Source organism: Alistipes sp. UBA1686, assembly GCF_002320215.1.
GTDB lineage: Bacteria > Bacteroidota > Bacteroidia > Bacteroidales > Rikenellaceae > Alistipes > Alistipes onderdonkii.
This window is the reverse complement of the sequence record NZ_DCKA01000011.1, coordinates 105,828-119,436: the sequence shown is the minus strand read 5'-3', so window position 1 is coordinate 119,436 and position 13,609 is coordinate 105,828. Positions and strand designations below refer to the sequence as shown.

General features: G+C 57.5%; 12 protein-coding genes and 2 pseudogenes. 7 read left to right on the top strand and 7 right to left on the bottom strand.

Annotated elements, in window-relative coordinates:
* The first annotated feature begins 351 nt into the window (after positions 1 to 351).
* The 3 genes from B3C38_RS04225 to B3C38_RS04215 all read left to right on the top strand — a co-directional run bounded on the left by B3C38_RS04225 (position 352) and on the right by B3C38_RS04215 (position 3,811).
* Entirely contained in the window at positions 352 to 1,890 is a 1,539-nt protein-coding gene (locus tag B3C38_RS04225) for a hypothetical protein (protein ID WP_286725654.1), read from the top strand.
* 461 nt (positions 1,891 to 2,351) lie between these two features.
* On the top strand, positions 2,352 to 3,581 hold the full coding sequence (locus B3C38_RS04220; RefSeq protein ID WP_286725652.1) for a site-specific integrase: 1,230 nt from the start codon (positions 2,352 to 2,354) through the stop codon (positions 3,579 to 3,581).
* A gap of 104 nt (positions 3,582 to 3,685) precedes the next feature.
* Positions 3,686 to 3,811: a hypothetical protein gene (locus tag B3C38_RS04215; protein ID WP_286725651.1), complete on the top strand. Its 126-nt coding sequence runs from the start codon at positions 3,686 to 3,688 to the stop codon at positions 3,809 to 3,811.
* Between the two features lie 76 nt (positions 3,812 to 3,887).
* On the opposite strand, the gene B3C38_RS04210 is transcribed toward B3C38_RS04215, so the two are convergent.
* The 3 genes and pseudogenes from B3C38_RS04210 to B3C38_RS04200 all read right to left on the bottom strand — a co-directional run bounded on the left by B3C38_RS04210 (position 3,888) and on the right by B3C38_RS04200 (position 4,881).
* The gene (locus tag B3C38_RS04210) at positions 3,888 to 4,406 is read right to left on the bottom strand and encodes a DUF3408 domain-containing protein (RefSeq protein WP_286725648.1); all 519 of its coding nucleotides are present in this window, start codon (positions 4,404 to 4,406) and stop codon (positions 3,888 to 3,890) included.
* A 117-nt stretch (positions 4,407 to 4,523) separates the two neighbouring features.
* A pseudogene (locus tag B3C38_RS04205) lies at positions 4,524 to 4,649 on the bottom strand (DUF3408 domain-containing protein); the annotation flags it as partial.
* A 76-nt stretch (positions 4,650 to 4,725) separates the two neighbouring features.
* Complete coding sequence (locus B3C38_RS04200) at positions 4,726 to 4,881, bottom strand: hypothetical protein (protein ID WP_286725647.1); 156 nt, start codon at positions 4,879 to 4,881, stop codon at positions 4,726 to 4,728.
* A 455-nt stretch (positions 4,882 to 5,336) separates the two neighbouring features.
* Here B3C38_RS04200 and B3C38_RS04195 point away from each other — a divergent pair, with 455 nt between their 5' ends.
* The 4 genes and pseudogenes from B3C38_RS04195 to B3C38_RS04180 all read left to right on the top strand — a co-directional run bounded on the left by B3C38_RS04195 (position 5,337) and on the right by B3C38_RS04180 (position 8,209).
* Entirely contained in the window at positions 5,337 to 5,615 is a 279-nt protein-coding gene (locus tag B3C38_RS04195) for a hypothetical protein (protein ID WP_286725646.1), read from the top strand.
* Between the two features lie 545 nt (positions 5,616 to 6,160).
* Positions 6,161 to 6,505: pseudogene (locus B3C38_RS04190) on the top strand (maturase); the annotation flags it as partial.
* Between the two features lie 304 nt (positions 6,506 to 6,809).
* Positions 6,810 to 7,181: a DUF5009 domain-containing protein gene (locus B3C38_RS04185; protein WP_286725644.1), complete on the top strand. Its 372-nt coding sequence runs from the start codon at positions 6,810 to 6,812 to the stop codon at positions 7,179 to 7,181.
* The gene (locus B3C38_RS04180; RefSeq protein ID WP_286725674.1) at positions 7,073 to 8,209 is read left to right on the top strand and encodes a DUF5009 domain-containing protein; all 1,137 of its coding nucleotides are present in this window, start codon (positions 7,073 to 7,075) and stop codon (positions 8,207 to 8,209) included. Before B3C38_RS04185 ends, B3C38_RS04180 begins: the two co-directional genes overlap by 109 nt.
* Before the next feature lie 30 nt (positions 8,210 to 8,239).
* Here the strand turns inward: B3C38_RS04180 and B3C38_RS04175 are convergent, their stop codons facing one another.
* From B3C38_RS04175 to B3C38_RS04160, 4 genes are all read right to left on the bottom strand, one after another.
* Positions 8,240 to 8,920, bottom strand: coding sequence for an SGNH/GDSL hydrolase family protein (locus B3C38_RS04175; RefSeq protein WP_015547673.1), 681 nt, complete (start codon positions 8,918 to 8,920; stop codon positions 8,240 to 8,242).
* A 23-nt stretch (positions 8,921 to 8,943) separates the two neighbouring features.
* Positions 8,944 to 10,263 carry an MFS transporter gene (locus B3C38_RS04170; protein ID WP_286725643.1) on the bottom strand — a complete coding sequence of 440 codons (1,320 nt, stop codon included), beginning with the start codon at positions 10,261 to 10,263 and terminating at the stop codon, positions 8,944 to 8,946.
* A gap of 222 nt (positions 10,264 to 10,485) precedes the next feature.
* Positions 10,486 to 11,571, bottom strand: a complete 1,086-nt coding sequence (locus B3C38_RS04165; protein WP_168949224.1) for an SGNH/GDSL hydrolase family protein — start codon at positions 11,569 to 11,571, stop codon at positions 10,486 to 10,488.
* Positions 11,568 to 13,607: a calcineurin-like phosphoesterase C-terminal domain-containing protein gene (locus B3C38_RS04160; RefSeq protein WP_286725638.1), complete on the bottom strand. Its 2,040-nt coding sequence runs from the start codon at positions 13,605 to 13,607 to the stop codon at positions 11,568 to 11,570. Before B3C38_RS04160 ends, B3C38_RS04165 begins: the two co-directional genes overlap by 4 nt.
* Positions 13,608 to 13,609 lie beyond the last annotated feature (2 nt).

The window sequence follows — 13,609 nt, the reverse complement described above, 5'->3', positions numbered from 1 at the left end:
AAAAATAATATGTATTGCATTGTTGGATTTAAAATATTGAATATTATAGATATGGCTATATTACTATGGGTGTTGTTATATGTTTTATCCGGTTGTTTTCAAATGATTTTATCCGAACTTAATGTTTATAAGGGCCTGTGGCTGTAAAAAATACCTCGGGAAGTTGCCCGATAGAGCGATAATACCGGTTTTGCGTGTATTTGGCTGTGAAATGACCTAATTTGGGATTATCCGGATATGTGCGAAATTGTCCGGGAATATTCCTTTATAACCCGGATCTTCCATCAGGAATTTCCGGGATTTCATCTCCGGCAAATAATTCCTATCTTTGTGTAACTAACCCGCAAGGCCATGAACAAAGCTATTTCGCTGCTTGTACTTATCCATTCGATGACGAAGGCGGAAAAACGCTATTTCAAACTTTACAGCAACCTGCAGGAGGGCGATAAGGTCTATCTAACTTTGTTCGCCCTGATGGAGGAGTGCTCTTCGGTCGAGGAGGTTGCCCGGCGTTTTGGCGTCGATGCCGGGGAGAGCAGCTTCGACATTGCCGTCAAGCACCTGTATAAGGTAGTTGTCGACTGCCTGCTGCATTTACGGAGCCGGTATGACATCCAGGCCCGCATTTCCAACCGCATGGCCGAGGCGGAGATCCTTTTCCGCTGCGGCTTGCTGCAGGCCGCGACCGAAGAGCTGAGCCGGGCGAAAAAACTGGCCGGGCAGTATGAGATGACGGCTTTGCTCATGCTGATCCGGCAGACGGAATTGCGTTACCTGAGTGCCGGGGATTATCAGGGGATGAGCGAAAAGCAGCTGGTCGAAAAACAGATGAAAGTGAACGAGACGTTCAAGCATCTGCGCAGCGCCAACCAGCACATGCAGCTTTACGATATCCTCAAGTACCGGGCGCTTTACCGCAGCAAGGTGCGTTCCGAACAGGAGTGCCAGAGCCTGAACGATCTGGTGCTGAGCGAGCTGCACCTGATCGCCAATAACACGTACAACGGGTTCGAGGTGGATAAACTCCACCAGCTGTTCCAGTCGACCTATTTCCTGCAGTCGGGCAATTACAAGGCTGCCATCCGCATCTATCAGCAACTGCTCGAATTGTTCGACCACAATCCGGGCCGGATGCTCAACCCTCCGTTGCACTACCTCGATGCCGTGCTGGGGGTATTGGACAGCCTGCTTTCGGCGGGGCTTTACGATGAGATGCCTTTTTTTATCGCCAAGCTGCACCGGCTTACGGAAAGCGACTACCCCCATGAGTTTGTCCGCAAAGTGCTGGCCTTTATCTATCTGTACGATTCGTTCCGGCTCATCAATTGCGGGGCGTTCGCCGATGCGCAGGAACTTTATAAGCAACATGAGGAGACCCTGTTCCGCAAACTGTCGCAGCAAAAACTCGATGTCCAACTGTTGTTGCAACTCAATCTGGTCGTGCTGCATCTGGTGTGCGACCGGGGTGGCGAAGCCCGCAAGGCCATGACCCGGATCCAGGCGACCGGGCTCGTGTTCTATAATTTCCCGGCATTCCGCATTGCACGGCTGGTGAATTTGCTCCTGCAGGCGGAATGCGGGCGGTTCGATTTCGCCGAAAACGAAATCAAATCCATACGCCGCAGTACCGCTATCGGAAACAGCTCGGTCGAAAAACTTGTTTTCAGGTTTGTGCGCCTCTTTCCGCTGCCTGCAAGCCGGCGCGAGAGGGGACGTCTTTGGGAACGGCTGTACGGTGCGGTGCAGGCGGTTGCGGCCGATAAATACGAGCGGCCTTTACTCAAATACTTCGATTTTACGGCATGGATCGAGGCGCGGCTGACCGGGGCGGCTTTATCGGATGTGCTGGGGCGCAATACCCGGCAGCAGGCCGAACGGTTCAGCGTGTAGGCGGCCTCCCGGCACGGTCGGTGGCCTTGGGGCGGAGCCTGGCGCGGCGGCTGGGTATACTGCGGGGTGCCGGCTGTGCCGAACTGCGAGGTGCTGGGCTATGCCGATCTGCGGGACGGCGGCTGTGCCGGTCTGTCGGGCTGTGCCGATCGGGGGGCACCGGGCTTGCGGGTATAAAAGAAAATCCCGGGCCGCGATGGTTCGGTATTTGTAGGTAAAGAGAAGCGCAGAAAAGAGCAAGTATCAAGTTCACAGATATTTGATTCTCTGTTCTGCATCTGTTCCGAGCAATAAAATTGCAGAATCGGGCAGGTTTAACAGTGAGTTTCGTTACTTATCCGTTACCTGCCCGAAATGCTTTGATTTGCATCAAAACATTCGTTTTCAGTTCGTTGCATCGAATTACCGCATACCAAATAACTTGACTAAACGTTTAACAAACCCTCAAAGTTCAGGTTATCATGCAACGCAGCACTTTCAAAGTCCTTTTCTATGTGAAAAGGCAGTCCGAGAAATCGGGCCAGGTTCCCGTCATGGGCCGTATCACCATCAACGGCACGATGTCGCAGTTCAGCTGCAAACTCACCGTTCGTTCTTCCCTCTGGGATGCCAAAGCGAACAAAGCCGCAGGCAGAAGCCTCGAAGCCCAGCGTCTCAATGAAAAGCTGGAAAATATCAAGACCAATATCGGCAAACAGTATCAGCGTCTCTGCGACCGGGATTCGTATGTTACGGCCGAAAAGGTTCGCAACGCCTTCTTCGGTATGGGCGATGACTGCCGTCTGCTGTTGCAGACTTTCGACGAATACCTTGCGGGTTTCCTCAAACGCGTGGGCAAAGACCGCGCCTATTCCAGCTATGACAATTACCGCAAACGCCGTAACCGCCTTGCCTCTTTCCTCGAATACGAATATCATGTCAAGGATATTGCGTTCAAAGAGCTGAAACGGGATTTCATCGAAAAGTTCGTGGTCTACCTCTCCTCGGTACAAGGCATGCGCTCCGGAACGATCCATTCTACGCTCAAGAAACTGAAGCTGATGACCTACACAGCCTATAAGAACGGGTGGATTCCTGCCGACCCTTTCGCAGGATTCTACGTGAGGCCGGAGTACTCGGAACGTCGCTACCTCTCGGCCTCGGAATTGCAGGCCGTCATGGACGCAGAACTTCCCAATTACCGGACGGGCATCAACCGGGATGCCTTCGTCTTTTGTGCCTTTACGGGCCTGAGCCACGCAGACGTAGTGAAACTCACCCACGCGGACATCCATACGGACGACAACGGAGAGCGGTGGATTATCGACAGACGCCAGAAGACGGGTACGCAGTTCCGGGTCAAACTGCTTCCCGTCGCCGAAATGCTTTACGAGCGTTATAAGGATACATACCGCACAGGAGAGAAGGTTTTTCCGCTTAAAGGCACTTATAAAACACTGAACATGTCCTTGCGGCATGTTGCCAGACATGCCGGGCTGTCATTCAACCCCACAATCCATATGGCGCGGCATACCTTTGCCACGACGGTCACGCTCACGCAGGGCGTGCCTCTGGAAACGGTCAGCAAGATGCTGGGACACAAACGGATCACCACGACCCAAATCTACGCTAAAATCACCAACGACAAGATCGGACAGGATATGGCGGCATTGAGCGAGAAACTGAACGGTATCTTCAAGGTCGCACAGTAATGGCCTACGATCTTACGGCTAATTCGATTTCCGATCTTGCTTCGTCAATGGCAGGGTAATTTTCGATGTAAGTTTTTCCGCCGGCAGGGAATTAAACGCCGGAGATGGAAATACGCAAGGCCATGCGAATCGCCCGAAGGCGAGCCTTGCATATTTCCATCCCCGGCGTTGTGCTGGTCGCTACCGTCGGAAAAGGCGACATTCTGCGGCTCCTGACGATCCGGTTCTGATGTTCAGCCGCGAGCGGCCTGCCCGTTCGACGGCCCCTTCCGTCCTGCTATGTGCCGTCGAAATGCCTCCGCTTTTTCAAAACGGTCGTCTATTGTTCTTCTTCTCGTGGAGATAATTCAGCTCGTCGCTGTAAATGTCCATGACAAATCGCAGCATATTGTCAACCAAGGCCGTAAGCCTTGTACTCTCATTCCCTAACAGGTGGAGTATTTCCGATACTTTGTGCTTGGTTCGGGTACTGACATAGATCGCCGATCGGTTGCGGCAATCCACCGGCGCGAAGAACGTGCGTTCGAAATCCGGCAGCGCGAGCTTTTTACGACGGAATCCAGCCGGTTCCTTTACGCCACTCGTTTGGGTGTCGACATCTGTTTTTTCAGCAACCGCTACCGATACTACGGATGCAGTTGCCGATGTCTTTTCCTCGGGATCGTCCGTATTTTCCTCTTCCGGTTCGGGAATCCGGCGGACGACTTTCGAATCCAAAGAAGCTTGTCCGGCGATCATCTGACGCATCAATTCTTCGTCGACTTCGATACGGGGATGTTTAGAAGGATTGGGTGCGGATTTGTCTGTTTCTTTCAATGAATCCATGGTACAACGTTTTTAAGATTGATTGTCAGCCATACGGGCATAGAGCATGTATGTCTGGTTTATTGGGTTAAACCATTCAAAATACAGTGTTTTATTTCGTGTGGTTTATAGCGGGATAACGACTTTCGAATCCAAAGAGGCTTGTCCGACGATCATCTGACGCATCAGCTCCTCATCGACTTCGATACGGGGATGTTTAGAAGGATTGGGTGCAGGGTTGTCTTTTTCCTTTAATGAATCCATGGTGCAACGTTTTTGAGATTGATTGTTAGCTATACGGTCGTAAAGCGTGTATGTCCGGTTTTATGTTTTAAACCATTCAAAATACCGTTTTCCGTTTAATGAAGTTTATAGCGGGATAACGGCCGGCGAATCCATAGGAACCAGTCCGGTGCATCTGTTCCTCCTCGGCCTCGATACGGGATCGTTTCGGAGGATTGGGTGCAGGGTTGTTTTCTTCTTTTAATGAAGCCATGGTATAACGTTTTTAAGATCGAATGTTCGTTTTGCAGTCGTAAAACATGTGTGTTCGGTTTTATGTTTTAAACCATTCAAAATACCGTTTTCTGTTTAATGCAGTTTATATCGGAATAATGAAGGGAATAAGAAAACCAGCCTTTCATGCTGCAAGATACGACCGGTTGAAATGCCTCGGTTCCGATGTCCGCTCACGACCGCTCCAGTCCGCACCGAGGGTTTGTTTTGGCGCCCGCACGGTTGTAATATTGCACACGGGAAAGACCTTGCCTCGGAAGCCGTAACGGAGGATTTTCAAAACTTCGGTCAGAGATTCTCCGGCGCGGATTTTTGTTGTCGTCAGACAACAGCGAGCTGTACCTTTGTATGCCGAAAAACTTTTCGGCATACGAAAGGTGCTCGCTCTGCGAGGCCGGGCGTTCTCCCAAGTCGAACGCCTTTTTAACCGATATTATGAATACCGACCGAAAAAGAACACTACGTCCCCCAACTCCGAGTTATAAATACTCTTTCCGGCTCAATGAAGAGCAGAATATCCGCTTCAACGAGCTGCTCTGCAAAGCCGGATCGGAGCATAACCGGAGCCGTTTTATCGTCAAAAGAATCTTCTGCGAGGAGTTCGTCGTCATCAGACGCGACCCCTCGAAGGTGCAGTTTATTGCCCGGTTGAATGACTTTTATTTCCAGTTTCAGAAACTCGCCAACAACTGTGCGCCCGTCAAGGCGATATAATAAATATAGCGATGGCAAGCTATTAGGTAAGTGTTCTTTGAAAAAAACCTATCATCAACCGACTTATCTGAAAGGGAAACCGGACAGGGAGTGTAGCATGTCGGGGTAAATCATAAGTCAGTCAGTTACCGGACTGCGACTGAATGGGGTGATGAAAGACAGATATGAGGATAAAATCCGGATTGATTGAATGACAGCCTGAGCGGTACCTAGCGAAACTGTGACGTTAGGGTAACTATACTCGTCATATCGTGATACTCTCATTGTAGTAGTTGTACAGAGAGAGCAAGAACTTATCACGACGCAACTGTAATAAGCAGTAAAAGGCGGACGTCATATCCGACAATCTGTCGCGCCATAGTTATTATATCGTAAACGGGGATTACCTAAACCGGAATGCCGTAAGGCTATTGGACGAAGGTCTATGAATATCCGGCATGGTAACGGAGCCGCCGTAGTAGTCCGAGCGAGGGAAAGCCTCGCACATGACGAAGGGCGGCAGCTAATATTCATTAATACGATTAACGGAAAATGCGAGAGGCATTATGAGAAGTCCCGCAAGAGTATTAAACAGTCTGACAAAGCATAATCAAACCACGGAATACAGGTTTGAGAGGCTTTATCGTATTCTTTTCAATGAGGAAATGTATTATCTGGCTTATCAGCGAATATATGCCAAGCCGGGTAATATGACACAAGGTGCAGACGGAGAAACCATCGATCGTATGAGCCTTCCCCGCATTGAGAAACTGATCCTTTCGTTGAAAGACGAAAGCTACTCTCCCCAGCCATCAAGAAGAGTGCACATCCCGAAGAAAAACGGAAAGACACGACCTCTCGGCGTACCCACTTTCGACGACAAACTGGTGCAGGAGGTAGTACCATTCGTACAATCCATTTGCCCCGTTCTTTCCGATGCATAAAACATGCTCGCCGGAACTCCCATATCCGGCTTTCAGCCGGACAATCCATCCCGGGAAACAACCCGGTGCAGGCCGCACTTGCTCGCCGGAAAACACACATAAACCCTCTTAGCCGGGAATTCCATGCAATGAAAATAGTGTGTAATTTTCAGATATGCCCTTATTTGGGGGACTAACAGTGTAAAAGTTTTTGCTTTTGTGGGTGTTGGTGTTGATTTTTCTTATTTTTACAGGCGTTTGGAGTTAAAATTATTAAACTGAAACAGCCTGAATGAATAATCGTGCCTATGCCGTGGACATCCTGCGGGGACTTGCCATCGTGGGGATGGTCCTCTCGGGTTACATCGCCTGGAATCCCGACCTGCCGGCGTGGCTGTTCCACGCGCAGCTGCCGCCGCCGTCGTTCGTCTTCGATGCGTCGGTGGCGGGAATTACGTGGGTGGACCTCGTCTTCCCCTTTTTCCTCTTTTCGATGGGCGCGGCCTTTCCGCTCTCGCTGGGCCGCAGGCTGAACCGCGGGACCCGCCCCGGCGGATCGTCGTCTCGATCCTCAAACGGGGCCTGCTGCTCGCCTTTTTCGCCGTTGCGCTCGGCAACACGGGGCTGTGGACGCTCGACGCCGTGTTGCAGCGTCCCGTCGTGAGCGCCCTTGTGACGATGACGGTCTGGGGCGCCTTTTTCGCGATGTTCGTGCGGATTCCCGGCTTCATCCCGCGGCAGAACGGGTGGCTCAACGCCGGCGGCATTGCGGTCCTCGCGGTCCTTATGGGCGTGTACCGGTGGCTGGGCGTCGGGGTGAGCGTCGTGCGGTCGGACATCATCATCCTGATTCTCGCCGACGTGGTCGTCGCGGGTTCGCTGATCTGGTGGCTGACGCGCCGCAACCTCTGGCTGCGGATGGGCATCGTCGCCCTGATTGCCGCCCTGAAGCTGGGCGCGGCGGTTCCGGGGTCGTGGAACGAGGCGGTGTGGAACTTCTCGCCTGTGCCGTGGCTCTTCCGCACGGAGTTTCTGCAATACCTCTGCATCGTGTTGCCGGGGAGCGTGGCCGGCGATCTGTTCGCCCGCTGGCTGGCGCGCGGGCAGCAGGAGGAGCGTCCGGCGCTTTCCGGACAGATCGCCGCCGCAGGGCTCACAGCGCTGCTCCTTGCGGTCAATATATGGGGGCTTTTCACCCGTACGCTGACGCTCAATCTGGTGCTGACGCTCGCGCTGGGCACGGCGGCGTGGATGTTGCTGCGTAAGCCCCGCACTGGGATCGAATCCCTGCTTTATCGACTGTTCACGACCGGATTTTTCTGGCTCCTGCTGGGTCTTGCGTTCGAATCGCTCGAAGAGGGCGTGAAGAAGGACCCCGCCACGGTGAGCTACTTTTTCATCACGGCCGGAATGGCTTCGCACGTGCTGCTGGTCACGTCGGTCCTGCTCCGAAAGGGCCGTTCGCGGGGCGGTCTGCTCGTCCTTTGCGGGCAGAACCCCATGATCGCTTACACGGCGGCGGGTTACGTCGTCGTGCCGCTGCTCGTCTTCGCGGACCGGGCCGTGGCGCTCCCGTGGCTGTGGGGTCAGTGCGGCTGCGTGATGGGAGTCGGGCGCGGGGTGATCGTCACCCTGTTGATGATGCTCTTCACGGCGGCCTTCACGCGGAGCAAAATCTTCTGGCGCACCTGACCAAAAAAACGGGGCCGAAGCCCCGTTCTGTCACTTGTCGGAGAGCGCCCGTTCGACGACGGGCGGCAGAATCCGCTCCATCACCCGATACCCCGCTTCGGTGGGATGCACGCCGTCGTAGGTGTATTCGGCGATCATCGAACCGTCCGCGGCCGCCATCGGCGTATGGTAATCCACATAGGGGATGCCCTCCCGTTCGGCGTAGGCGCGGATCATCGCATTGAGCCGGACGATCTTCTGCGCCGGTTCCAAACCCGGACGCCAGGGGAAGTCACCGGCCGGGAGCACCGAGCAGAGGACGGGCCGGATGCCGTTGGCGCGCGCCAGCTCGGCCATCGACTGGATGTTGTCCAGAATGTGCTCGAGCGAGATGTAGCCCGTGTTTTGCGCCAGGTCATTCGTGCCGCCGCAGATCACCGCGACCTGCGGATGCAGTTCCACGACGTCGGCGCGGAAGCGCACGAGCATCTGCGAAGTGGTCTGTCCGCTGATCGCGCGGCTCGCGTAGCCGTTTTCGGCGAAGAAGTCGGGACGCTTGGCGATCCACCCTTCGGTGATCGAGTTGCCCATCAGAACGACTTTCGGATGCTCCGCCAGCGCGGCGTTCTCCTTTTCGAAACGTCCGAAGTTGGCCCAGTCGGCCGGGGCCTGTGCGGCGGCCGTCGCGGCGGTGAGGGCGGCGGCGAGGGTGATGATAAGATTTTTCAGCATGTCTAACGGTGTTTATCGGTGATTTATTCGTCGGTCAGTTCCTTTTCCACGGCCTGGGCCGCTCCCTCCTCCGTGTCCGGATGGGCGAAGGGGATGCGCCAGGCGATGAGGAATATGGGGATGGTGGCCATGAGGGCCCAGAGGAAGAAGCGGTGGTAGCCGACCTGGTCGCAGAGCCAGCCGCTCGCCATGCCCGGCAGCATCACGCCCAGATTGGCCAGCGACGAACCGAAGGCGTAGTGGGCCATTTTGTGCGGTTCGGGCGCCACCTGCTGCATGATGAAGAGCGTGAGGCCCACGAACCCGAATCCGTAGCTGAAATATTCGAAGACGATGCCGCCGCAGATCAGCAGGGGCGATGCGGGCTGGAACCAGGCCAGCAGGGCGTAGACCACGAACGGGATGTTGAAGATCGTGATGAGCGGAAACAGCGCCCGCCGCAGTTTGAGCCACGCGATGAAGTAGCCGCCCAGGATCGAACCCACGACGAATGCGATCACGCCGAACGTGCCGTAGTAGAGGCCGATCTGCTGTTCGGTCAGGCCGAGACCCTGATTGTCGAGCGGGGCGTTGAGAAACAGCGGAACGATCTTGATGACCAGCCCCTCGGCGAAGCGGTAGAAGACGATGAAGGCGATGTAGATGCCGATGTACCTTTTCCGGAAGAATCCGCGGAAGATGGCGCCCGTCTCGCGCAGCGCCTCGCCGACGCTCCCCGCATGGGCCGTGGCTTCGCCGCCCGAAGGCAGCATCCGCAGGTGGTAGATTCCCAGCAGGAAGAGCAGCGCGCCGCAGAGCGCCATGACGATCATCCACGCCTCGACGATCCCGACCCGCTCCTTGAGCGCTCCGGCCAGATAGACCAGCCCGCCCATGGCGAACACCTTGGCGATGTTGTAGAACGCCCCCTGCCAGCCGATGAACCGCGCCTGCTGGTCCTTCGAGAGTTCGGTGATATACACCCCGTCGGTGGCGATGTCGTGCGTGGCGCCGCTGAAGGCGATGACGCCCATCAGCGCCACGGCGTAGGGAAAGAAGTCGGGCAGGGGCAGCGTCAGCGCCGTCAGCGCCAGCCCCAGCCCCAGCCCGGAGATGAGCTGGGTCGACACGACCCAGAATTTCTTGGTGCGGAACATCTCCATCAGGGGGCTCCAGATCGGTTTGAGCGACCACGGCAGGATGATGAGCGAGGTCCACAGCGCGATGCGCGCATCGTCGATGCCCAGACCGCGGAACATCAGCGTGGAGACCATGTTCACGAGGATGAACGGCAGTCCCATGGCGAAGTAGACGGTCGGAACCCAGGATAGCGGCGAGCGGCGCCGGACGGTTTCGGGTTTCATGCGTTTTTGCGTTTAGTAGTTAGGCACGGACATTACGGACAGAGGCGGGAGCGGTTGAAAACGACCCTGCGGCGGCCCTCCCCCCCCCTCCGGTTTCGGCTTATTTTATACAAAGATACGAAAAAGGCGGAAGGGTGCAAAACCGGATTCCCGGCGGTTCGGCAAAACCCTCCGACCGATAAAAGTGCCGTTACGACACCAAAGATAATTATTTGCGGCTAATTATTCGACATTCCGGTCGGGCATTTCCCACCCCGTGATCGTGGCGATGTAGGGAATGACGGCCATGGCCATCTTGCGGTGTCCCCGGTGGTTGGGGTGGTAGTTGGCGCCCATGTCGCGATCCCAGTCGGTGATGCCGGGAAGCATGGCCGTGAGGTGGAGATGCGCGTCCTGCCGCTCGCGGAGGAAATTCTCCAGATAGCGCAGGATCACTGTGTTGTCGCTCGGGGCTACGCACAGCACGGGAACCTCGCCGTAGGCCGCGCGCAGCTGATCCAGCGCCTGCGCGTAGGAGGCGTTGAAGGCCTGCTCCGAAGGGGTCACACCGGTGCTGAAGTCGTTCGAGCCGAGCTTGATGACGACGATGTCGGGCGTGCAGCCGCGGAAATCCCAGCGCGACGCCGGGTCCATGTCGAAGGTGCGCAGCATGCGTTCGCGCATGGTGCAGTCGGAGACCTCCTTTTCGTCGCCCCAGTTGCGGACGATGCCCTGTCCCGAGTGGGCGATGAGGGTGTATTCGGCGTCGAAATAGCGGGCGATGACGCATCCCCACGCCAGATCGCAGTTCTCGGTCTCGGGCGTAAAGGGCTCCTCGACCGATTTGCCCTCGGTGCCGTAGCCGCAGGTGTGCGAGTCGCCGATGAATTCGATGTGGCGTGTGCGGGGTGCGGGGAGCGGGAGCAGCGCCCCGTCGGTTTCGACGCCGCGGAGCGTCGTGCGGCCCTGCTCGCCCTCGGTGCGTTTCTGCACCAGTATGGTATGCGGGCCGCGTTCGAGCCCCTCGGCCAGCACGACGGTCGTATCGGCCCCGGAAGTGGCGGCGACGCCGGTGTGACGGCCGTCGACGAAAACGTTGTAGTAGTTGCGGCCCGTGTCCGCGGCCCGCATGGCGCAGCGCGTGCCCTCGAATCGGAACGTGAATTGGCTGCCGCTCCAGTCGAACGACAACGCTCCGCCGGGGCCCTTTGCGGCGCGGCCCGTGAAGCGGATTTCGGGCGAGTCGGCGGGGGTGAACACCGGGCCCCTGCCGCGGCCCGAAGCGGCCCCGCAGGCGAAGAGCAGCAGGGCGAAAATCAGTTTTTTCATCGGTTTATTCTTTTTTCAGCGCGGTACGTGTTTCCGAAGCGGTCGCGGGCCATGACCTCGACGCGCCGCGTTCCGGCGGGCAGCGGCGCCGCGTAGTAGTGGTCCGAGGGGGTGACCGTGATCCATTTGTGGTCGAGCTTCGACGCATCGGCGTAGAGCCTCCGTGCCTGAGGATCGACCGCCGTGGTGCGTTCCATCCGCACGGGGCGGCCGCCGTCGGCGTGCATTTCGACCGTCCAGGCGGGGTCGCAGTTCCAGACGTTGGCCACGACGCGTCCGGCGAAGGCTTCGTCGTCCTTGGAATCGTAGATTTTCAGCTGGAAGGAGCGCGGATGCCCGACGGATTTGTAGTACCACGTCACCTCGTCGCCGTCGACCTCGAAGACGGCGTAGCCGGCCGGCGTGCCGTCGGTGCAGATCGCGCCCTGCCACCACGCGCCGCTCAGGGCCGCGACGTTGTGTTCGTAGAGCCCCTCGCGGACGGGGCAGTTCGTCGTCGTGTGCATGTGTCCCGAGACGATGTGCGCGTCATAGGGCTCCAGCAGCCGGTGCAGGGCCCGGTGGTTGCAGAGCGACCGCTCGGCCTGCGGATAGTCGAAGGGTTTTTCGTCCTTTCCGGCGAACGCGGTCGGGATATGGAGCGCCACGACCACCGTCGTTCCCGCGGGAACGAACGACAGGTCCCGTTCGAGCCACGCCAGCTGCCGCTCCTCGAGATAGCCGATGTAGTACCAGTCGCGGCCGATGTAGTAGTTGTCGTTCAGCACCGCGTAGTGTACCTCACCCACGTTGTAGGAGTAGTACGCGGGGCCGTACATTGCTTCGAACGCCGCGGCCGACGTTTCGTGCGAGCGGCCCCAGAGCTTCATGTCGTGGTTGCCCATCGCGTTGCGGAACTCGATTCCCGTCGCCGACATAACCTCGTTGTAGGAGGTGTAGAACGTGTGGTCGCTCGAGGTGATGTCGCCCGCGCAGATGCCGTGCATCGGGCGTCCGGAGCGCTCGGCGGCGGCAGCGGTTTGGCGGATGTCCTCCGCCGCACGCTCCAGCAGGCGGAACTCCTTGCGGGCGAAGAGCTGCGGATCGGCGACGACGACGAAGCCGTGGCGGGTTTCGCCGGATGGTTTGCGCCGGAGACGGAAGTCGTGGGAACTGCCGTCGGACTTCGCCGGAAGGTAATGGCGCACGACCCCCTCCTCCGAGGGCGACGCATAGCCCGCGGGGGTCGAGACGAAGACGAAGCGCGCCCGGTCGTTCGCCGGAAGCACGAAGCGGCCCGCCGAGTCGGTGGCGGCGCAGTTGTCGCCGTCGCTCACCACAACCCCCGCCAGACCTCGGCCCGCGCAGGTCACCGTGCCGATACGCGCCCTGGCCGGCGTGACGTAAGGGCGCAGTGCCTCGACCCAGACGGCGTAGCCCGCCGGTGTGAGGTGGATGCCGTCCACGGTATACTCCGCGGGGAGTTTTCCGTCGCGGAGCATGCGGCTGCGGATGTCGATGAATTTCAGTCCGCGCCGGGCGGCCATCCGCCGCAGCAGGCGGTCGAAAGCCTCGATGCGGGCGTTCTTACCCGTGAAATATGGTTCGTTGCGCGCCTCGTCGAGGGGCAGCGGACTTTGGATAAAGACCTGCGTCGCAGGCGATTCGGCGGCGATGCGGTCCAGCAGACGTTCGTACTGCCGGAGCAGCGCCTCGGGCGCGATGGTCGAGAATATCAGGTCGTTGACGCCCGCCATGAGGAATATCGCCCGCGGCCGTCCCGCCACGATGCTGTCCAGCCGCGCGGCCATGCCGGCAACGCAGTCCCCGCCTATGCCGCGGTTAATCACGTGCGCTTCGGGGAAGTATTCGGCCCAGGCGCCCCGCTCGGTGAGGCTGTTGCCGAGCATCACCGTGTGGTGCGGCCGCACGGGGAGGGACTCCTGCTGACTGCGTTTCGAGAAGTAGTAGTCGCCGCGGTAGTCGAGCGAGTCGGGCTGTGCAGCGAGCGTGACCGCCGCGGCGGTCGACAGAAGGGTCAGAATCAGTCGTTTCATAA